Source organism: Roseomonas gilardii (assembly GCF_001941945.1).
Taxonomy (GTDB): Bacteria; Pseudomonadota; Alphaproteobacteria; order Acetobacterales; family Acetobacteraceae; genus Roseomonas.
Window position 1 is genome coordinate 227902 of record NZ_CP015584.1, and the last position, 20073, is coordinate 247974.

The 20073-nt window shown below is 68.4% G+C and carries 18 protein-coding genes; 6 read left to right on the top strand and 12 right to left on the bottom strand.

Features of this window, described 5'->3' with window-relative positions; all coding sequences use genetic code 11:
• The 3 genes from RGI145_RS20580 to RGI145_RS20590 all read left to right on the top strand — a co-directional run bounded on the left by RGI145_RS20580 (position 1) and on the right by RGI145_RS20590 (position 2271).
• On the top strand, positions 1 to 1341 hold the full coding sequence (locus RGI145_RS20580) for an acyclic terpene utilization AtuA family protein (protein WP_075800404.1): 1341 nt from the start codon (positions 1 to 3) through the stop codon (positions 1339 to 1341).
• Between the two features lie 2 nt (positions 1342 to 1343).
• A complete protein-coding gene (locus RGI145_RS20585) occupies positions 1344 to 1664 on the top strand; it encodes an AtuA-related protein (protein ID WP_075800405.1) in 321 nt (106 codons plus the stop codon).
• Positions 1665 to 1761: 97 nt separating this feature from the next.
• Entirely contained in the window at positions 1762 to 2271 is a 510-nt protein-coding gene (locus RGI145_RS20590) for a GNAT family N-acetyltransferase (RefSeq protein ID WP_156878701.1), read from the top strand.
• A 64-nt stretch (positions 2272 to 2335) separates the two neighbouring features.
• Here RGI145_RS20590 and RGI145_RS20595 read toward each other — a convergent pair whose 3' ends face one another.
• From RGI145_RS20595 to RGI145_RS20630, 8 genes are all read right to left on the bottom strand, one after another.
• Complete coding sequence (locus RGI145_RS20595; protein ID WP_075800406.1) at positions 2336 to 2578, bottom strand: hypothetical protein; 243 nt, start codon at positions 2576 to 2578, stop codon at positions 2336 to 2338.
• 196 nt (positions 2579 to 2774) lie between these two features.
• Positions 2775 to 3824 carry an isopenicillin N synthase family dioxygenase gene (locus tag RGI145_RS20600; protein WP_075800407.1) on the bottom strand — a complete coding sequence of 350 codons (1050 nt, stop codon included), beginning with the start codon at positions 3822 to 3824 and terminating at the stop codon, positions 2775 to 2777.
• Positions 3825 to 3845: 21 nt separating this feature from the next.
• A complete protein-coding gene (locus tag RGI145_RS20605; RefSeq protein WP_075800408.1) occupies positions 3846 to 5159 on the bottom strand; it encodes an O-acetylhomoserine aminocarboxypropyltransferase/cysteine synthase family protein in 1314 nt (437 codons plus the stop codon).
• 11 nt (positions 5160 to 5170) lie between these two features.
• Positions 5171 to 6118, bottom strand: a complete 948-nt coding sequence (locus RGI145_RS20610) for an ABC transporter substrate-binding protein (RefSeq protein ID WP_075800409.1) — start codon at positions 6116 to 6118, stop codon at positions 5171 to 5173.
• 14 nt (positions 6119 to 6132) lie between these two features.
• Positions 6133 to 7239: an LLM class flavin-dependent oxidoreductase gene (locus tag RGI145_RS20615; protein WP_075800410.1), complete on the bottom strand. Its 1107-nt coding sequence runs from the start codon at positions 7237 to 7239 to the stop codon at positions 6133 to 6135.
• A gap of 352 nt (positions 7240 to 7591) precedes the next feature.
• A complete protein-coding gene (locus RGI145_RS20620; protein WP_156878743.1) occupies positions 7592 to 8335 on the bottom strand; it encodes an ABC transporter ATP-binding protein in 744 nt (247 codons plus the stop codon).
• Positions 8336 to 8379: 44 nt separating this feature from the next.
• Positions 8380 to 9378 carry an ABC transporter permease gene (locus RGI145_RS20625; RefSeq protein ID WP_075800412.1) on the bottom strand — a complete coding sequence of 333 codons (999 nt, stop codon included), beginning with the start codon at positions 9376 to 9378 and terminating at the stop codon, positions 8380 to 8382.
• The gene (locus RGI145_RS20630; protein ID WP_237183356.1) at positions 9378 to 10400 is read right to left on the bottom strand and encodes an ABC transporter substrate-binding protein; all 1023 of its coding nucleotides are present in this window, start codon (positions 10398 to 10400) and stop codon (positions 9378 to 9380) included. Before RGI145_RS20630 ends, RGI145_RS20625 begins: the two co-directional genes overlap by 1 nt.
• A 501-nt stretch (positions 10401 to 10901) precedes the next feature.
• Between RGI145_RS20630 and RGI145_RS20635 the strand changes: the two genes are divergently transcribed.
• On the top strand, positions 10902 to 12329 hold the full coding sequence (locus RGI145_RS20635) for an FAD-binding oxidoreductase (protein WP_075800414.1): 1428 nt from the start codon (positions 10902 to 10904) through the stop codon (positions 12327 to 12329).
• Between the two features lie 75 nt (positions 12330 to 12404).
• On the opposite strand, the gene RGI145_RS20640 is transcribed toward RGI145_RS20635, so the two are convergent.
• Genes RGI145_RS20640 through RGI145_RS20655 form a run of 4 tightly spaced genes read right to left on the bottom strand, consistent with a single transcriptional unit; the run spans position 12405 to position 16747 of the window.
• A complete protein-coding gene (locus RGI145_RS20640; RefSeq protein WP_075800415.1) occupies positions 12405 to 13280 on the bottom strand; it encodes a carbohydrate ABC transporter permease in 876 nt (291 codons plus the stop codon).
• The gene (locus RGI145_RS20645; RefSeq protein ID WP_075800416.1) at positions 13273 to 14250 is read right to left on the bottom strand and encodes a carbohydrate ABC transporter permease; all 978 of its coding nucleotides are present in this window, start codon (positions 14248 to 14250) and stop codon (positions 13273 to 13275) included. Before RGI145_RS20645 ends, RGI145_RS20640 begins: the two co-directional genes overlap by 8 nt.
• Positions 14251 to 14302: 52 nt before the next feature.
• Complete coding sequence (locus RGI145_RS20650) at positions 14303 to 15631, bottom strand: ABC transporter substrate-binding protein (protein WP_075800417.1); 1329 nt, start codon at positions 15629 to 15631, stop codon at positions 14303 to 14305.
• A gap of 54 nt (positions 15632 to 15685) precedes the next feature.
• The gene (locus RGI145_RS20655) at positions 15686 to 16747 is read right to left on the bottom strand and encodes an ABC transporter ATP-binding protein (RefSeq protein ID WP_075800418.1); all 1062 of its coding nucleotides are present in this window, start codon (positions 16745 to 16747) and stop codon (positions 15686 to 15688) included.
• Between the two features lie 369 nt (positions 16748 to 17116).
• On the opposite strand from RGI145_RS20655, the gene RGI145_RS20660 reads away from it, so the two are divergent.
• Together RGI145_RS20660 and RGI145_RS20665 are read left to right on the top strand one after the other, a co-directional pair.
• A complete protein-coding gene (locus RGI145_RS20660; protein ID WP_156878702.1) occupies positions 17117 to 18745 on the top strand; it encodes an ArnT family glycosyltransferase in 1629 nt (542 codons plus the stop codon).
• A 312-nt stretch (positions 18746 to 19057) separates the two neighbouring features.
• Positions 19058 to 19888 carry an alpha/beta fold hydrolase gene (locus RGI145_RS20665; RefSeq protein ID WP_075800420.1) on the top strand — a complete coding sequence of 277 codons (831 nt, stop codon included), beginning with the start codon at positions 19058 to 19060 and terminating at the stop codon, positions 19886 to 19888.
• Positions 19889 to 20073: the final 185 nt, after the last annotated feature.

Here is a 20073-nt window from a genome sequence, read left to right on the forward strand (position 1 = left end):
ATGAAGACAGTCAGGATCGGCGCGGGCGCGGGCTTCTCCGGCGACCGCATCGAACCGGCGGTGGAGGTGGCCGAGCGGGGCGGGGTGCGTTACCTCGTCTTCGAGTGCCTGGCCGAGCGTACCATCGCCCTCGCCCAGCAGGCGCGGATGAAGGACCCCGCGCAGGGCTACGACCCGCTCCTGGCCGAACGGATGCGGGCGGTGCTCGGCATCTGCCGCGCCCGGGGCATCACGGTCATCACCAACATGGGCGCGGCCAATCCGGTCGCCGCCGCCCGGAAGGTCGTGGAGGTCGCGCGCGGCCTCGGGCTGTCCGGGCTGCGTGTCGCGGCGGTGACCGGCGACGACGTGCTCGGCGCCGTGCGGGCGGGCGACCACAGGCTCGACGAGACGGGCGAGACCGTCGCCTCGCTCGGCAACCGGCTGGTCTCCGCCAATGCCTATCTCGGCGCCGGCCCGATCGTGGAAGCATTGGCGGGCGGTGCCGATGTCGTCGTCACCGGCCGCGCCGCGGACCCGGCCATGTTCCTGGCGCCGCTGGTGCATGAATTCGGCTGGTCCATGGAGGACTGGACACGTCTCGGGCAGGGCACCCTCGTCGGGCACCTGCTGGAATGCGCGGGGCAGATCACCGGCGGCTACTTCGCCGACCCGGGCCGCAAGGACGTGCCGGACCTGGCGCGGCTCGGCTTCCCGATCGCCGAGGTGTCGGCGGACGGCACGGCCGTGATCGGCAAGGTGGCGGGTTCGGGCGGCATGGTGACCGCCGCCACCTGCAAGGAACAGTTGCTCTATGAGGTGCATGATCCCGCCCGCTACCTGCAGCCGGATGTCGTGGCCGATTTTTCCGGTGTCCGGGTGACGGAGGACGGGCCGGACAGGGTGCGCATCGAGGGCGGCGATGGCCGGCCCCGGACGGGCATGCTGAAGGTCTCGGTGGGCTATGTGGACAGCTATGTCGGCGAGGGACAGATCTCCTATGCCGGGCCGGGTGCCGTGGCGCGCGGGCGGCTGGCGCTGGAGATCGTCGCCGAGCGGCTGCGGATGACGGGCGTGCAAACGAGCGAGACCCGCTTCGACCTGATCGGCGTCGACTCCATCCTCGGGGCGAAGCCCGCGGCGGAGGCGGCAGAGCCGCGCGAGGTCAGGGTCAGGGTCGTCGGCCGGACCGACAGCATGGCGGAAGCCATCCGCATCGGGAACGAGGTGGAATCCCTCTATCTCAACGGACCGGCGAGCGGCGGTGGGGTGACGAAATCGGCACGGGAGGTCGTCGGCATCCGTTCCTGCCTCATCCCCGAAGCCGCGGCCGTCCCGCAGATCACCTGGGTGGAGGCATAGCCATGATCCTGCGCGAACTCGCTCATGCCCGCACGGGCGATAAGGGCGACATTTCCTGCATCTCCGTCATCGCCTATGACATGGCCGACTATCCCCGGCTGGCCCGGGCGGTGACGGCGGAGCGCGTGGCGGCGCATTTCGCCGGCATCGCGAAGGGTCCGGTGCGGCGCCACGAGCTGCCCGGGATCGGGGCGCTGAACTTCGTCCTGGAAGGTGCGCTGGGCGGTGGCGTCACGCGGTCCCTCGCCCTCGACGCGCATGGCAAGTGCCTTGCATCCCTGATGCTGGAACTGGACATCCCGGCCGATCCCGAACCCCTTTGAACCGGGTACGGCGCACAAGGTCCCATACCCGGAACCCTTGCCCCGTGATTTCCATCATAGTAACTCCATAAGACACTATGGTAACAATCTGGAGGCTATGGTGGAGATCCGCGACGCCCGTCCCGAAGACATCCCGGGCATCACCGACATCTACAACCACGCGGTCGCGAACACGACGGCCATCTGGAACGAGACACCGGTGGACGTCGCCAACCGTGTCGCGTGGCATGCCGACCGGCAACGCCTCGGCTATCCCGTGCTGGTCGCCACCGAGGACGGGCAGGTGCTGGGTTATGCCTCGTTCGGGGACTGGCGGTCCTTCGAGGGCTATCGCCACACGGTGGAGCACTCCGTCTATGTCCGGGTGGACCAGCGGGGCCGGGGCATCGGGGAGAACCTGATGCGCGCCCTCGTCGAGCGGGCGCGGAAGATCGGGAAGCATGTCATGGTCGCGGGGATCGAAGCCGGGAATGCGGGTTCGATCCGGCTGCACGAGAAGCTCGGCTTCCTTCAGGTCGGCAGGCTGCCGGAGGTCGGCACGAAATTCGGCGGATGGCTGGACCTGGTCTTCATGCAGCTCACGCTCGACACCCGCGAGGTTCCATAGGACCGTTGCTTGCGCCGCAGCGCCCCGCCATATGTTCCTTTCGGCCTTTCGGCGGCGAGCGGGGTCAGTCCACCAGCAGGCGCCGGACATCGGCGCCGTCCGCCCGCTCGCCGGTGAACAGGGCCGCGGGCCGCTTGAGGACCAGGTAGCCGCTGCGTTCCAGGTGGCGGATCAGCCAGGCGGCCATGAAATCGGGATTCTCCCGGCGTTCGGGCGTCAGCGGCTGACCGCGCTCGTCGCGCTGCAGGGCATAGCGAAGGGACCGGGCAAGGTCATCGGGCTTGGTCGGGGTCAGGGCATCGCTCATGGCCGCAGGTTAGACCAAACGAGAACGATTCGTGAACATCAAAGCGGCCCGCGGTCGGCATCGACATGAAGGCACCTGCTGGGAGATGGCGTGAGGAACCGCGGCGAGCATCCTTGGACGGATGCTCGCCGCATGTGCCGGCTCCCCTGCCCTCCTCCCTCCCGACGGCGACGATGTCTTCGCGCGGGCCGGTCGGTCAGGCGGGCTTCAGCAGGTCGGCGTGGTAGCGCTGTGCCACGTCGGGATGGGAGCGCAGCCGCCCCTTGAGGTAGTTCGCGCCGACATTGCGGAAAAGCGGGTTGTCCGGATCGCTCGCGGGTCCCTTCGCCTCCGCCGCCAGTTCCGCCGGCAGGTCCAGCAGCGGCACCGTGGCATCCAGCCGCGCGCCCAGGAAAAAGGCCACGGAATAGCGGTCCCGCCCCACCTTCGGGCTGACGACACGGTGCACCGTCGCCTTCAGGTAGCCGTTGGAGGCGAGTTCCAGCAGCTCGCCGATATTGACCACGAAGGTGCCGGGGCGCGGCACGGCCTCGACCCATCCCTTCTCCGTTTCCACCTGCAGGCCGCCCGTGTCGTCCTGGAGCACGAAGGTCAGCAGCCCGCTGTCCTTGTGCGGCCCCACGCCCTGCGACGCGTCATCCGTCAGCCGGGCCGGATAGCGGATGATCTTCATCGTCTGGTTCGGGCTTTCCCGATAGATCGGCGCCAGGGCGTCCGGATCGCCGACCAGCGCCTCCGTGAAGGCCTGCACGAGGCGGATGGCCACGCGCGTCAGCTCCGACTGCCATTGCAGGAGCAAGGGGCGAAGCTCCGGCAGGGCCTTGTCGGGCCAGAGGTTGGGGCCCTGCAGGCGCGCCCAGGGCGGCGTGTCCGGCCCGATGGGCAGCGCCTCGCGCTCGGAATGCACGTCGAACTGCTCGCGCCAGTCCGGACGGCCGCGCGTCAGCTCCAGGCCGGCGCGGTTGTAGCCGCGGAAATGCGGCGAGTGGATCATCTGGACCTTCAGCTTCTCCGCCTCCGGCAAGGCGAAGAAGCGGCGGGAGATGTCGCGCACCGCTGCTTCCAGCGTCTCGGAAACACCATGCCCCGAGAGGTAGAAGAAGCCCACCTCCCGCGCCGCATGGCGCAGCTCCGTGAGGAAGGCGGCGCGTTCCTCCGGCGTGCCGTCGAGGCGGCGAAGGTCGAGGAGAGGCAGGTCCGGCCGGGGAACGGCTGGAACGGTGACAACGTCGTCTGTGAAGGACATCTCGCGTTTCCCTTGTCTCTGTCAGGCGGCTTCGGCCAGCCGGCCGGCGGCGTCGAGGCCCTGCGCCAGGTCGGCCAGGAGATCCGCCGGATGTTCCAGCCCGATCGAGAGCCGCACATAGCCCGGCGTCACGCCCGTCAGGGCCTGCTCCTCAGGCGAAAGCTGACTGTGGGTGGTGCTGGCGGGATGGATCGCCAGGCTGCGTGCGTCGCCGATATTGGCGACATGGTAGAACAGTTTCAGCGCATCAATGAAGCGGCGCCCGGCATCGAGGCCCCCCGCCAGCTCCACCCCCACGAGGCCGCCGAAGCCACCGCGCAGGACGCGCTCGGCCCGGACGCGGGCTTCGCCGCCCTGTAGCGACGGGTGGATGACCCGCGCCACCTCCGGGCGGCGCGACAACCATTGCGCCACCGCGGCGGCCGTCTCGCTGTGCCGCCGGATGCGGAGGGGCAGCGTCTCGACGCCCTGGAGGATCTGGAAGGCGTTGAAGGGCGAGAGCGGGGCGCCGAGGTCGCGTTGGATCGAGGAGCGCAGCGCCGCCAGATAGGGCGGGACGCCGAGACGCGGCGCCGCCTCGGTCCAGACCGTCCCGTGATAGCTCGGATCGGGCGTGTTGAGGGAAGGCTGCCGTTCCGGCACGGCGAGCCAGTCGAACCGTCCCCCATCCACCACGGCACCGGCGATGCTGGTGCCATGGCCGCCGAGATACTTGGTGGCGGAATAGACCACGATGGCCGCACCGTGATCCAGCGGCCGCGCCAGCAGCGGCGCCGCCGTGTTGTCCAGGATCAGCGGGATGCCGAGCGGCCGGCCGATCGCCGCGACCTCGGCGACCGGGAAGACGACCAGCTTCGGATTGGGCAGGGTCTCGCCATAATAGGCGCGCGTGCGTTCGTCGGTGGCTTGGCGGAAGTTCTCCGGGTCCGTGGGATCGACGAAGCGCGTCTCGATGCCGAAGCGCGACAGGGTGTTGGCGAAGAGGTTCCAGGTCCCGCCATAGAGATCGGTCGAGGAGACGATGTTGTCCCCCGCCCGCGCCAGCGCCAGCACCGAGAAGGCGGAAGCCGCCTGCCCCGAGCCGAGCGCCAGGGCCGCGACGCCGCCCTCCAGCGCGGCGAGGCGCTGCTCCAGCGCATCGACGGTCGGGTTCCCGGTGCGGGAATAGATGTAGCCGAGTTGTTCCAGCCCGAAGAGACGGCGCGCATGTTCGCTGCTCTCGAACTGATAGGAGGTGGTCTGGTAGATCGGCACCGCCACCGCGCCATGGGTGGGATCGGCGCGCCAGCCGCCATGCAGGGCCAGGGTGTCGGGATGCAGGGAAGGTTCGGACATCGGGATCTCCTTCAGCCCTGGGTGGGAGGGGTCAGGCTGGTGTCGATCGCCTGCCGGACGTCGAAGCGGCGGGAAACGATGCCGTAGGTGACGCTGCGGTCCACCGCCTCCTGGAACTCGCGCAGCAGGGCGTCGTCGAGCGGCACCGCGCGCGTGTCGTTCACCGTATAGGCGCGTTCGACCACCGCCTCCGGCTGCCGCGTCAGGCGGGCCGTGACCTTGGCATATTCCCGCAGGTTGCCGCCGGCCCAGGCCCAGCCGCGGCGGTTGCGCGCGACGAAGTCGGCGAGGAGCGGACGCTTGTCGCGCAGCGCGGTCTCGCTGGTGGCCAGGAAGCTGGCGCTCGGGGTCAGCCCGCGCGCATCGGCCAGGACCCGGGCGCCAAACTGCAACACCTCCAGCGAGGTGAAGGGTTCCCAGACCGACCACGCGTCGATCGCGCCGGAGCGGAAGGCCAGCGCCGCCTCCGCCGGCAGCAGCCAGGCGATCTTCACCTCCTCCGGCGAGATGCCATGTGCCTCCAGGATCCGGAACAGGGAGTAATGGGTCCAGCCGCCGCGCGCCGCGGCGACACGCCTGCCACGAAGATCGGCGACGCTGCGGATCGGCCCATCGCCCCGCACCACGATGTTCTGCGACGCGCCGTCGGAGCGCGTGGCGCCGATGGCCTTGATCGGCGCGCCATTGGCATAGACGGAGAAGAAGTTGAGGTCGCCCATCGAGCCGATATCGATGGCATCGGCATTCAGGGCCTCCAGCAGCGGCTGGGCCGCGGAGAATTCGCTCCAGTCGATGCGATAGGGCAGGTCGCGGGCGACGCCCGAGGCCTCGAAGAGCGATTGCAGACCGCCTTTCTGGCTGCCGGCGCGAAGCGTGGCGGCCGGGGCGGCGCGCGGCACCGCGGGGGCGGCCAGCAGGGCGGCGGTGGCGGCGATGAGGCCGCGGCGGGATGTGGTCATTCTGTCTTCGCCCTTCACTCTGCCGCCACGGTACGGACCGGAACGCTCACGCGGCGCCGGTCCTGCGCCTCGGCCAGTTCCCGCAGCAGCGGGATGAGTTCGCGCCCGTACTCGACGGCGTCCAGCAGCGGGTCCCAGCCCCGCAGGATGTAGTGGCTCACCCCGAGTTCGCGGTAGCGCAGCATGGAACGCGCGACCTGCTCCGGCGTACCGACCAGGGCGGTGCTGTTGCCGCGCCCGCCCAGCACCCCGGCCATGGCGGTCCAGAGCCTCTCGTCCAGCACCTCGCCACGCTGCGACAGGGCGACGAGGCGCCGGGAGTTCACCGCCTGGCCGGCCGGGATCAGCCCGCTCCCGCCGGCCCGCGCCAGCTTGGCCAGAGCGCGCTCGCGGATATGGCGGGCGCGGTCCCAGGCCTCGGCCTCGGTGGCGCCCAGGATGGGGCGGTTGGACCAGGAGAAGGCCAGATCCCGCCCGCGCGGCAGGCAGGCACGCAGCCGGGCCAGCATGGCCGCGGTCTCGGTCAGGGGTTCGCCGAACAGGGCATAGACATCGGCGTATTTCTGCGCGACGCGGATCGCGGCATCCGAGGCGCCGCCGAAGAAGACCGGCAGCTTCGGCTGGATCGGCCGCACGTCGGACCAGGCCTGCTCGACCGAATAGAACTCGCCCACATGATCGAAGGGTTCCGTGGCGGTCCATGTCTTCTGCACCACTTCGAGGAACTCGTCGGTGCGGCGGTAGCGCTCGGCATGGCTGGCGTGGTCGCCATCCTTGCGCTGGTCGGCATCCTCGCCGCCCGAGATGACATGCAGGGCCAGCCGGCCGCCTGTCAGATTCTCCAGTGTCGCGATCTTGCGCGCCGCCAGGGTGGGGGAAACGAAACCCGGCCGGTGCGCGAGCAGGAAATGGATGCGCCTGGCCACCGAGGCGGCATGGGCCAGGACCAGGAAGCCGTCCGCGGCATTGGTCCAGTATCCGGCGAGGACGCGGTCGAAGCCGGCCTCCTCATGCGCCAGGGTGATGCGCTCGATGAAATCGGGCTGCACGGCCGGGCCGTCCGTCACCTCCAGGTCGGAGGTCGGGCGGGCCCAGATCATGCCGGTGATGTGTACGCTCATACTGCGATGTCCTCGTGAGGCGTGGCGGTGCGATGGTGGCCGTGCGGGATGCCGCCCGATGGCGGGGCGCCTTCCGGCAGGGCTATGGACCGCCCGGGCTACGGGGCCGTCTGGCCGTCAGCCGGGGCGGCCGCACCGACATCGCGGACAGGGTGCGATGGCGCGACCCGTCCGGAGGAGGAGCAAGGTTGGGCTCACCGCTCGGCCACCATCGATGGGCGGGAAGCCTCGCCGGGGATGAGGCCCAGGAGGTTCAGGCCCGTGAGGAACAGGCCGAGCAGCAGGAGGCTGCGCCAGACGATGCCGATCATCGCGGTTCTCCCCGGGGCACTGTTCCTTCGGGGTCGCACCGTCACCCCTCCAGCCCCAGCAGCCCCAGCGCCTCGCGCCGCAGGGAGACGAGATGCGGGTCGTCGCGATGCCGGGGATAGGGGCGGTCCACCACCAGCTCCGCCGTGATGCGCGCCGGGCGTGGGCTGAAGACCACCACGCGCTGCGCCAGGATCAGCGCCTCCTCGACATCATGCGTCACCAGCAGCGCGGTGAGGCCGGAACGCTGCCACAGGCGCACCAGCTCCGCCTGCATCGACAGGCGGGTCAGGCTGTCGAGCTTGCCCAGCGGCTCGTCGAGCAGAAGCAGGCGCGGGTCGTTCACCAGGGCGCGTGCCAGGGCGACGCGCTGCGACATGCCGCCGGAAAGCTGGTGCGGATAGGCGCTCTCGAAACCCGTCAGCCCGACGAGGTCGATGGCCTCCTGCACCCGGTGGCCCTGGCGGCGCAGCAGGCCGCGTGCCTCCAGCCCCAGGGCGACATTGGCCCGCACGGTGCGCCATGGGTAGAGCGTCGGGTCCTGGAACACCAGGACGCGGGACGGATCGGGCGTGGCGATCGGCACGCCGTCGCCCAGCACCTGCCCGGAGACGGGCGCGTCCAGCCCGGCCAGCAGCCGCAGCAGCGTGGACTTGCCGCAGCCCGAGGGGCCGAGCAGCGCCACGAACTCGCCCGGACGCACGGAGAGAGAGACGTTGTCCAGCACCGGCAGGGGCTGGCCCTCCAGTTGGAAGGCCTGGCTGGCATGGCGGATCTCCACCGCCATGCCCTGGTTCCGCTCCGTCGCTGGAGCCTCGCGAAGCGCCGCGCTCACCACCGCACCGTCCCCTTCTGCCAGGCGAGGAGCCGGTCACGGCCCTTGAAGAGCAGAGTCACCAGCGTGGAGCACATCAGCGCCATCAGCAGCAGCGCCGCGTACATGTTGCCATAGGCGGCCCAGCCCTGGGCCCATTGCAGATACCAGCCGAGCCCGGCCTTCACGCCCAGCATCTCCGCCACCACGAGGACGGAGAAGGAGGCGCCGAGCCCCATGAAGAGGCCCACGAAGACCTGCGGCAGCGCCGCCGGCACGGCGACCTTGAGCACGAGGAAGCTCTGGCTGGCGCCCAGCGTGCGGGCGATGTCGTAATAGGCCTTGTTGACACCCGAGACGCCGGACCAGGTGAGCACCGTCACCGGAAACCAGGTCGCCAGCGCGACCAGGAAGGTGCTGGCGCTGCCGCTGGTCGGGAAGGCGAAGAAGGCGATCGGCAGCCAGGCCGTGGCGGGCAACGGCCCGATCAGCCGCAGCACCGGATGCACCCAGTAACCGATGGCGCGCGACCAGCCGAGCGCCACGCCCGCCACGAACCCCGCCGCGGCGCCGATGGCATAGCCGCTGACGAGCAGCCAGAGCGAGCGCAGCACGCTCTCGCCCAGGCGCGGCCAGTCCTCCAGATAGACTTCCAGCAGCCCTTGCGGCGAGGCGAAGAAGGGCAGCGGGAGCAGGGCGAGCTTGGCGGTCAGCAATTCCCAGGCGATCAGGGCCAACGGCAGGACGGTGAGCCAGGGCCCGGCCACGCGCAGCTTCTCGCCCAGCCTGCCGAGCCGTGGCGACAGCAGGGCGGAAAAGAGCAGCGCGACGCCCAGAAGCGCGGCGGTCAGGGCGAGTTCGCGCGTCCGGCCGACCTCGATCGCGTCCTCCGGCACGGCGATGACGGCGGCGGCGGCGATCCAGGCGAAGCCGGCCAGGAGGCCGCTTCCCAGGAACCCGGCCCTGCCGGCCTCGATCGGGGCGCTTCCTGCCCCAGCAATGGCGGCGCCGCTCATCACGCCCCCAGCACGTTGGCGGTGACGCGCTCGGCGAAGCGCTTCGGATCGGTGCCGGCACGCATCACACCGACCGACTTGAGCTCCTCCGCATAGAGTTCGATCTCCTGACGGATCGCGAGGCCGGCGGGATGATGGCCGTGGGTGTGGCTGCGCATCATGGCGATGAGGTCATCGCGGCTGGTGCTGGCCGGGGCATAGGTGAGGAAGGTGTCCACCGCCACGGACGGGTCATGGGCGGCAAGGTCCTGCGCCTCCAGCAACGCGCGCGTCAGCGCGGCGGCCACCTGCGGTTCGTTTTTGACCAGGGCGCCGCTAACGCCGATGATGCAGCAGGCGCGGCTGGCCCATTCGCCGGAAAGATTGGTGGCGACCTCGACCAGCTTCCGGTCGCGCTGCAGCAGCCAGGCGATCGGGTCGCCGCCAGCAACGGCCTGTGCCTCGCCACGCTCCAGCGCCAGGCCGAAGACATGGGCGGGAAAGACCTTCCAGGTGACATCGCGGTCCGGGTCGATGCCGCGGCGCTTGAGCAGCATGGAGAAGAAGTTCTTGTCCGCGCCGCCCATGTCGGCCGTGGCGATGGTCTTGCCGCGCAGCGAGGCGACGTCGCCGGTGACACCCGCCTTCGGGTCGCCGATCAGCCGCATGCAGCCGCCATGCGTGCCGCCGGTGATCTTGACGTCGAAGCCCATTTCCAGCGGCTTGAGCCAGCGCAGCGCCATGCCGACGCCGGCATCCGCCTTGCGGGTCGCAATCGCCTCCAGCAGCGCTTCGGTGGAGGAGCCGAAATTGACGAACTCGACCTCCAGCCCGTGCCTGGCCAGGATGCCCTGCTTCTGCGCCACCGCGACAGGCGAGGTGCAGATGGCGGTCGCGTTCCAGGCGAGCGTCAGCTTGCGCAGAGGGGTGTCGGGGGCAGTACCGGGGGCGGCGCCCGGCGCGCTGGCACGGCAGATCGGGGTGTCACGGAGCAGCGCGTCGAGCTCGGCGGTCGGGCCGCCCGCGCGGGGGGAGAACCCCATCAGCGGCAAGGAGAGGCCGGCAAGGCCAGCGGCGCCGAGCAGGCCCCTTCGGTGCAGCCGAGTGGAAAGCCTGTTTCGGGCCTGTTCGGCGGGAGTATCCGGCAACATCCGATCCTCGATAAACATCATTGATTCTCGGGTTAATTAGAGAATCACTATTTCTCATAGTCAAAAGCATGCTGGTCCCTAATTCGCCGCCACCTGGAAACGTTCCACTCCCCGCGACCCGCCGGGGGAGATCGTTCTCTCCATCCATGGCCCAAGCCGGGCTGTGGCCGGGTCCCGGCCGGATGAATGGCCGCGCGCGATGGCGTCGGTGCAGGGATGTGCGTGAAGCCGCCCGCTGCGGCGATCCGCTCGTCAAACGCCTTGTGCTCCCGGCATCGTGGTGTAGAGCAGTCATGACCCGCCGATGTCACGAGACGGGCCCGCATTCCCAGGCCCATCCGGCACGGATGATGCGGGCATCGTCATCCGATCCTGGCCACGAGGCTGACCCCAATGACCCCAGGTGCAAAACTGACCGACGCCATAACGGTTCCGGCGGAGGATGCCCTGCTTTCGGCCCTCCTGGCCGAGCTCGGGCCACGCAGCGTCCTCAGCGGGGATGCCATTCCGGTCCGCAACGAGAAGGACTGGAGCACCCTGGCCCCTGTCCGGCCCCTCGCCGTCGTGCGGCCGGTCACGGCGGAGGAAGTCTCGGCCACCATGCGGCTCTGCCAGCGCTTCGGCGTACCGGTGGTGCCGCAGGGCGGGCTGACGGGGCTTTGCGGCGGGGCCCTGCCCGTCGAGGGCTGCGTGGCGCTCTCCCTGGAACGCATGACCGGGATCGAGGAGATCGATCCGGCGGCCGCGACCATGACGGTCCGGGCCGGCACGCCGCTGGAGGCGGTCCAGAAGGCAGCGGACGAGGCGGGCTTCTTCATGCCGCTCGATCTCGGTGCGCGCGGCTCCTGCGCGATCGGCGGCAACCTGTCCACCAATGCCGGCGGCAACCGCGTCATCCGCTATGGCATGGCGCGCGACATGGTGCTGGGGCTGGAGGTGGTGCTGCCGGACGGCACCGTCATCCGCGGCCTCAACAAGATGCTCAAGAACAATGCGGGCTATGACCTGAAGCAGCTTTTCCTGGGGAGCGAGGGCACGCTGGGCATCATCACGCGCGCGGTCCTGCGCCTGTTCCCGAAGCCCGGCTGCACCATGGCGGCGCTCTGCGCCCTGCCCAGCTACGACAGCACGGTCCGGTTTCTCGGTGCGGCCCGCCGTGGCCTCGGCCCCCTGCTGTCAGCCTTCGAGGTAATGTGGCCGGACTACTGGCAGGTGGTGACACAGCAGGTCCCCGGCGTCCGCAATCCCATCGCGGGGGAGCACGCTTCCTATGTCCTCGTGGAGGCACAGGGCATGGACGAGGCGATCGACGCACCGCGTTTCCAGGCCTGGCTCGAAGCCCAGGCCGAAGCCGGAATCCTGACCGACGCCGCCGTCTCGCAATCCCTGGCCGATGTCCGTGCCTTCTGGGGCGTGCGGGACGCATGTGCCGAGTTCGTGCAGGTGCTGGGGCCACACGAATCCTTCGATATCGGCCTGCCTGTCGCCCGGATGGATGACTATGTCCAGGCCTGCAAGGCGGCGCTGGAGGAAAGGCTGCCGGGCGTCGTCGCCCTGTTCTATGGGCATATCGGCGACGGCAACATGCACATCGTCTCCTTCCTTCCTGGCGCCGCGACCCAGCCCAAGCGGGTGATCCAGGAGGTTGTCTACGACATGGTGCGCCGCTTCGGTGGAACCATCTCCGCCGAACATGGCATCGGGCTCTCCAAGAAACCCTGGCTGGGCTATGTCCGCTCCGATGCCGAACTGGAGCTGATGCAGCGCCTGAAGACGGCGCTGGACCCGCAGAGACTGCTGAATCCGGGCAAGGTGCTTTAGCGGGGAAAAGGCGCCCTTCCGCATCCGGAAGGGCGCCAGGGTGGCATCGGTCGAGGAGCGCGGCGTTCCCGCCGGCTATTCCTTCACCGCACCGGTCAGGGACGACACGTAGTAGTCCACGAAGAACGAGTAGAAGATCGCAACCGGCAGCGACCCCAGCAGGGAGCCCGCCATCAGCGAGCCCCATTGATAGACATCGCCCTGCACCAGCTCCGTCAGGATGGCCACCGGGACCGTCTTGTTCTCCGAGGAGGAGATGAAGGCGAGAGCGTAGATGAACTCGTTCCAGGACAGCGTGAAGGAAAAGATCCCGGCGCTGATCAGCCCCGGCACGGCGAGCGGCAGGGTGATCCGGCGCAGGATCTGCAGGCGCGTCGCGCCGTCGATCAGGGCGCATTCCTCCAGCTCATAGGGAATGGACTTGAAGTAGCCGATCAGCAGCCAGGTGCAGAAGGGGATGAGAAAGGTCGGATAGGTCAGGATGAGCGCCAGCGGGCTGTCGAACAGGCCAAGCCGGAAGACCATGGTCGCCAGCGGGATGAACAGGATGGATGGCGGCACCAGATAGGCGATGTAGATGGCCAGGCCCACATAGGCCGAGCCCCGGAAGCGCAGACGCTGGATGGCATAGGCCGCCAGCACCGAGGCCACCAGGGACAGCACGGTGGAGCACACCGCGATGAGCATGGTGTTGAACAGCCAGCTCGGATAGCTCGTCTCGAAGAGCAACTTTTTGATGTTGGCCAGCGTCGGGTTCGCGACCCAGAAGGGGCTGTACTCCTTGTAGTTGTACATCTCCGCGTTCGGCTTGATGGCCGTGACGGTCATCCAGTAAAATGGGAAGAGCAGCACGAAGACGAAGCACAGCAGCGGCAGATAAACCGTGACCACACGCCGCTGGCGGGACTGCCAGGAGAGCGCATCGTCCGGCAGGGTGGCGGCCTTACTCATTGTCTTCTCCCTGCTGCCACTTGCGGCGCGCCAGCGCGAAATAGCTGAACAGCGTGGCGACGACGAGGAAGGGGATCATCGAGACGGCGATGGCGGCGCCCTCTCCCAGATGGCCGCCCGGAATGCCGCGCTGGAAGGCCAGCGTGGCCATCAGATGGGTGGAGTTGATCGGACCACCGCGCGTGATGGCATAGACGAGCTGGAAATCCGTGAAGGTGAACAGCACCGAGAAGGTCAGCACCACGGCCAGGATGGGCATCAGCAGCGGCGCGGTGATGCGCCGGAAACGCTGCCAGGATGAGGCGCCATCGAGGAGCGCGGCCTCGTAGAGCGAAGGCGAGATGGTCTGCAGGCCGGCGAGCAGGCTGATGGCGACGAAGGGGATGCCGCGCCAGACATTGACCGCGACCAACGACCAGCGCGCCGCCCAGGGCGTGCCGAGGAAGTCGATGTAATGGTCGAGGAGGCCCAGCTTATCGACCAGCACATAGGAGATGATCGAGAACTGGGCGTCGAAGATCCACCAGAAGGCGATGGCCGAGAGCACGGTCGGCACGATCCATGGCAGCAGGATAATGGCCCGCAGCAGGGACTTGAACGGCAGGTTCTCGTTGAGCAGCAGGGCGAGCCACAGGCCGAGGCCGAATTTCAGGATCGTCGCCACGGCCGTGTAGAACACCGTGTAGAAGACCGCGCCCCAGAAGACCCGGTCGTACCAGAGGGATTCGAAGTTCTCCAGCCCGATGAAGACCCCGGTGCGGCCGATCTGCGTATCGGTGAAGGCGAGCCAGATGCCCAGGCCCAGCGGATAGGTCAGGAAGACCGTCAGCAGGCCAAGGGCGGGCGTGAGGCAGGCGACGATCAGGAAAGGCTTGGAATCGAGGAGGCGCCCCAGCCACCCCTGCGTGACCTGGGGGCGGCGCCAGTTGGTCGTGGGCCCAGTCGTGGGCTTGGTCGTGCTCACGGACATGGTTCAGGTTCCCTCCAGGCGGGCCATGGGGTTTCCCCCATGGCCGCTCAGCTCAGCGGTAATAGCGGCGGGCACGGCGCTCGGCCTCGCGCACGGCCTCCTCCGGCGTCGCCTGGCCTGAAGAGGCAGCGGCGAACATCTGCACCACGACATAGTCGGCCGCGACGGCGCCGGACGCGGCGCTGATCGGCCCCTTGTAGCCGGACCAGAATTCCACCGTGTTGGTATCGCGATAGACGGCGAGCTTCGGATCGCTCTTCCACACTTCGCTTTCCGCATAGGCAGCAAGCGGATGGGACCAGTAGCCGCCACAGCCGACCAGCCAGCGGTCGTACTGCTCCGCTTCCATCATGAAGCGCAGGTACTCCTTCGCAGCATTGGGATAGCGGCTGTGCTTGAACACCAGGGCGTTCAGCAGCAGCACGTTCTCCGCCATCCTGCCATCCGAGGTGAAGGGCATGCGGGCCATGCCGGTATCCTCGGCGATAGGGGCGGTCTTCGGGTCGTTCTTCAGCGAGAAGTACATGGAGACGCCGTTCTGCGTCAGCCCGATCTCACCCGCCGCATAGGCGCGGTTGTTGTTGACGTCGCCCCAGGACAGCGTTCCGGGGATGAAGGTCTGATAGAGCTCCTTGGCGTATTTCAGGGCATTGATGGTTTCCGGGCTGTTGATGGCGACCTTGCCCTGTTCGTCCACCACCATGCCGCCATGGCTCCAGAGCAGCCAGTTGCAATAGGCGTTGCCGTCGCCCACGGCATTCCCCAGCGCGAAGCCCGCCGGATGGCCATTCTTCTTCAGCGCCTGGCAGGCCTTGAGGAAGCCCGCATGGTCGGAAGGCAACTTGTCGAAGCCCGCCTCCTTCAGCCAGGAGATGCGGTAGACGCAAGGACCGCCGGAACCGCCCATCGGCAGGGCGATCCACTGGTCCGTTCCCCATTTCTTCCCGAAGCGCTGCGGCAGGGCCAGCCAGCCCCCGTATTTCCGGCCGAGGTAACCGGCCAGCTCGGTCAGGTCGAGCACCTTGTCGGCGTAGATATGCGGATCGTCCGCCCAGGCCACCACCACATCGGCGCCGGCGCCGGTATTGGCGGCGACGGCCGTCTGCGGGCGCAGATCCTCCCAGCCGGCGAAATCGACGCGCACCTGCACGCCGGTCTGCTGCGTGAACTTCGCGGTGTTCTCGCGGAAGATCGTCTCGTCCGCCTCCACGAACTTGGTCGGCCGCAGCACGCGCAAAGTCGCGCCGCTCTCGATCTTCACATCCGGGGGCTGGACATTGGCCGTGGGGATGGCCGCGCGGGCGCGTCCGCCCGGCAGCAGGCCGGCCGCCAGCGCACCGGCACCGGCCGTGAGGGCTCCGCGTCGGGTCAGGTCGTACATTCTTGTCGTCCTCCTCGCTGGGGCGCGGTTTCTTCCGTGGCGCCCTCTGTGAAGTCAGCCGCCGAGGCGCTGTCCCGTATCCCCGTGGAACAGGTGCACCTGCGACTGGTCCGGCTGCACATGGATGGTCTCCCCCACCCGGGCGGAGACGCGTTCCCGGAAGGCGCCCACCACCTGCGCCGTGCCACTGCGCCCGCTGACCTGGGTCTCGGAACCTGTAGGCTCGATGAGCGTCAGCACCAGCGGCACGCCGGTCGTTGCCAGACCCAGATGCTCCGGCCGGATGCCGTAGATCACGCGCTGCCCTTCGGGTGCCCCCAGGCCCGGAGGCAGCGGCCAGGGGGTCGCTCCGCCATCGGGATGGAAGGCGCCGTCGAGCACGACGCCCGGCAGGAGGTTCATGGCCGGGGAGCCGATGAAGCCCGCCACGAAGGCATTGGCCGGACGGTCGTAGAGTTCCAGCGGCGCGCCGATCTGCTCCACGTGACCGCCATGCATGACCACGATCTTGTCGGCCATGGTCATGGCCTCGATCTGGTCATGGGTGACGTAGATGGTCGTGGTCTTCAGCCGCTGATGCAGGTCCTTGATCTCGGCGCGCATCTGCACGCGCAGCTTCGCGTCCAGGTTGGACAGCGGTTCGTCGAACAGGAACACCTGCGGGTGGCGCACGATGGCCCGGCCCATGGCGACGCGCTGCCGCTGGCCGCCGGAAAGCTGGCGTGGATAGCGATCGAGCAACGCCTCCAGGCCCAGGATGCGGGCGGCGCGGGTCACCTCGCTCTCCATGACGTCCTTCGGCGCCTTCGCGAGCGACATGGAGAAACCCATGTTGTCCCGCACCGTCATGTGCGGATAGAGGGCATAGTTCTGGAACACCATGGCGATGTCCCGGTCCTTGGGTGGCAGGTTGTTCACCACCCGCCCACCGATGGCGACCTCGCCGCCGGTAATGTTCTCCAGGCCCGCGATCATGCGCAGCAAGGTGGATTTGCCGCAGCCCGATGGCCCGACCAGGACGACGAACTCGCCATCCTCGATCCCGACATTGACACCATGGAGGATGGCCGTGCTGCCGAAGCTCTTGCGGACGTCGCGAATATCGACCGTCGCCATCAGTCAGCTGGCACCATGCGGACGTGGATACCCGTTTACGCCATGGCGCATCTTTCGGACCTCCCTAGCTTTCCCGTTTCGCCGGGCTTGTATGGAAGCCTATTCATTCCTGAGATGGTCTGGCAACTGCCCTTCGACTTGGCCGGAAAGTTCTTTTCGCCCGTCCTCCAAAAATGCGGAACCATCCCGAGCCGGATCGTGTCGCGGGAGGGGCGAACGGGACATCCTTTTCCGGCGGCAGCGCGGCCATCATCGCATCATCGCCTTCGATGATGCGGCGCGGGGCCACGCCGCCCCGTCCGGGGTGGCCGGGATTGCCTTCGCCCTGATGGGCTGGGAGAAGCCTTCAGCTTCAAGGGGGACAACATCATGCCCGACCCCGCGCGCCTGCCGTTGCCCTACCTGCCCGCTTCCCCGACGCCTTCCATGACCGCGTCGGCCAGGGGGGCAGCCAAGGGCGAGGATGGCGCAAGCGAGATGCCGCTCGCACTCTGCGCGGCCATCCTGCTGCTGTTCGCCTTCGCGATCCGCGCCCCGGTCTTCGGCAACCCCGTCGTGAGCGTGGACGAGACCTTCTATCTCCTGGTCGGCGACCGGATTCTGCACGGCGCCCTGCCCTTTGCCGATTTGTGGGATCGCAAGCCTGTCGGCCTCTTCCTGATCTACGCCGCCATCCGCCTGCTCGGGGGCGAGGGCGTCCTCCAGTACCAGATGGTCGCGACGCTCTTCGCCGCGGCGACGGCCGGGATGATCGCCGTGGTCGCCGCGACCTTCGCGACGCGCGCCGGCGCGGTCTGCGCCGGTCTGGTCTACCTCGCCTTCCTCGGCGCCTTCGAAGGCGTGGGCGGGCAGTCCCCGGTCTTCTACAACCTGTTCGTCGTCCTGGCGGCCTGGGTGACGCTTCGTGCCAGAGGCCGTCCGCCAGGCGCGCGGCTTGCCCTGGGCTGTGGCGCCATGCTGCTCGCAGGCATGGCCATCCAGACGAAGTACACGGCGGTGTTCGAGGGGATGTTTCTCGGCTGCGTGTTGCTCTGGCAGGGCTGGCGCGCCGGGACCCGTCCCGCGATGCTCGTGGCCCAGGGGGCTGCCTGGATCGCCTGCGGCCTGTTGCCCACCGTGGCAGCCCTGGCCTTCTACGTGCTGCGGGGCCAGGGCGAGGCCTTTCTCTACGCGAACTTCCTGTCGGTCTTCGAGCGCAGCACCTACGGCGAGGGCTCGGTCCTCATCCGGCTGGGACCGATCGTCCTTCTGCTTCTGCCACTGCTGCTCGTCGCGGCCCTGAGCCGCAGGCCCAGGCGGCTGATGCGGCCCGGTGGCGGCCAGGACGCCATGGCGGCGCAGGACTTCGTGATGGCCTGGTCGCTTGCGGCCCTCTCCGGCTTCCTGGCCTTCGGGACCTATTACACGCATTACGCGCTGCCGCTCCTGGTGCCGCTCTCGGCCATGGCCGCGCCGGCATTCGGCGCCTGGCGACAGACCGGGCTGAAGCTGGGCCGTGGAGCCAGGGCACCCCGCGTGCCCGCGGCGTTGCTGGTGGGCCTGTTCGGGCTGGTCGCGAGCTTCGTCCTCGTCACGAAGCATGTGCGGCAGCGCGGTGACGGCACCGAGATCCGGAAGATCGTGTCCTTCATCCGGCCCCGGCTGGCTGGATGCCTCTACGTCTTCGACGGGGAGCCGATGCTGTACCACCTCACGGGAAGCTGCATCCCGACCCGCTACGCCTTCCCGAGCCACCTCAGCGACCAGAAGGAGGCAGGCGCCATCGGGGTCGATCAGGTCACCGAGATCCACCGGATCTTCGCGACGCATCCCGGCATCGTGGTGACCTGGGAAGGGATGCAGCCCCGCAACAGCGCGGACAGCGTCGCGGCGGTGGCAGACGAGCTGGGCCGGCACTACCGGAAGGTCCTGGAAGTTCCCGTGGGCCGGCACATGCGGCAGGTCTACCAGCGCCGGCCCGATGACGAGGCGCCCCAGGCGGGGGCAGGCCCGCGCTGAAGCCGGCCGAAACCGTCCAGGCCCGCTGGCGTGGCTGGCGATGCACCCGACCTTTCCGGGCCTGTTCCCGATCGCAGACAGCCGCCGGGACTCTGCTCGATGGCACGCAGCAATCCCGCCGACTCATCGAAGCGGTTACGCGGCGTGGCGAGGCCGGTTCCCTGACACATTGACCTTCCACCACACCCAAGGGCTATCGTCGGTGACGATCATGGCATTCAGAGCCACCATGCTTCGTTCCAGCCAGATCGGAAACAGGCGAGGCCGGCATCCCTCCAACACCGTTCTCGCCGTAAATCAAGGAGATGCGGCATGGGCTACGTCACCACCCAGGATGGGGTTCAGATCTTCTACAAGGATTGGGGGCCCCGCGACGGGCAGACGGTCTTCTTCCATCACGGCTGGCCGTTGAGCGCGGACGACTGGGATGCGCAGATGCTGTTCTTCGTCAATCAGGGCTTCCGCGTCGTCGCGCATGACCGCCGTGGCCATGGGCGGTCGGAGCAGGTGTGGGACGGGCACGACATGGACCACTACGCCGACGACGTCGCCGCGGTGGTCGAGCACCTGGGCATTCGAGGGGCGATGCATGTCGGCCATTCGACCGGCGGCGGCGAGGTGGTGCGCTACATCGCCCGGCATGGCGAGGACCGGGTCAGCAAGGCGGTCCTCATCAGCGCGGTGCCGCCCCTGATGGTGAAGACCGAGAGCAACCCGAAGGGCACGCCCAAGGAGGTCTTCGACGACTTCCAGAAGCAGCTCGCCGCCAACCGCGCGCAGTTCTACCACGACGTTCCGGCCGGGCCTTTCTACGGCTACAACCGCCTGCTCACCAAGGCTTCGGAGCCGGTGATCCTCAGCTGGTGGCGGCAGGGCATGATGGGCAGCGCCAAGGCCCAATACGATGGCATCGTCGCCTTCTCGCAGACGGACTTCACCGAGGACCTCAAGGGGATCGGCATACCCGTCCTCGTGATCCACGGCGATGACGACCAGGTGGTTCCCTACGAAGACTCCGGGCCGATGTCCGCCAAGCTGGTGCGGAACGGTACGCTCAAGACCTACAAGGGCGCACCGCACGGCATCCCCACCACCCATGCGGACCAGGTCAACGCCGACCTGCTCGAATTCATCCGGAGCTGAACCGGCCCCCGACCGGCAGCACCTCGGCGTGTTGCCAACCCCGGTGGAAAAACAGCGGCGCAAAGGCTCTGCGCCGCGAGAAAACGATCCAAGCCTTCATGGGCTTCGTCCACCTCGCCTGCGCCATGATCTGGTTACGGTAAATGCAGACGATGCCCAGGCCTCCGCCGGATTGATCAGGTCGC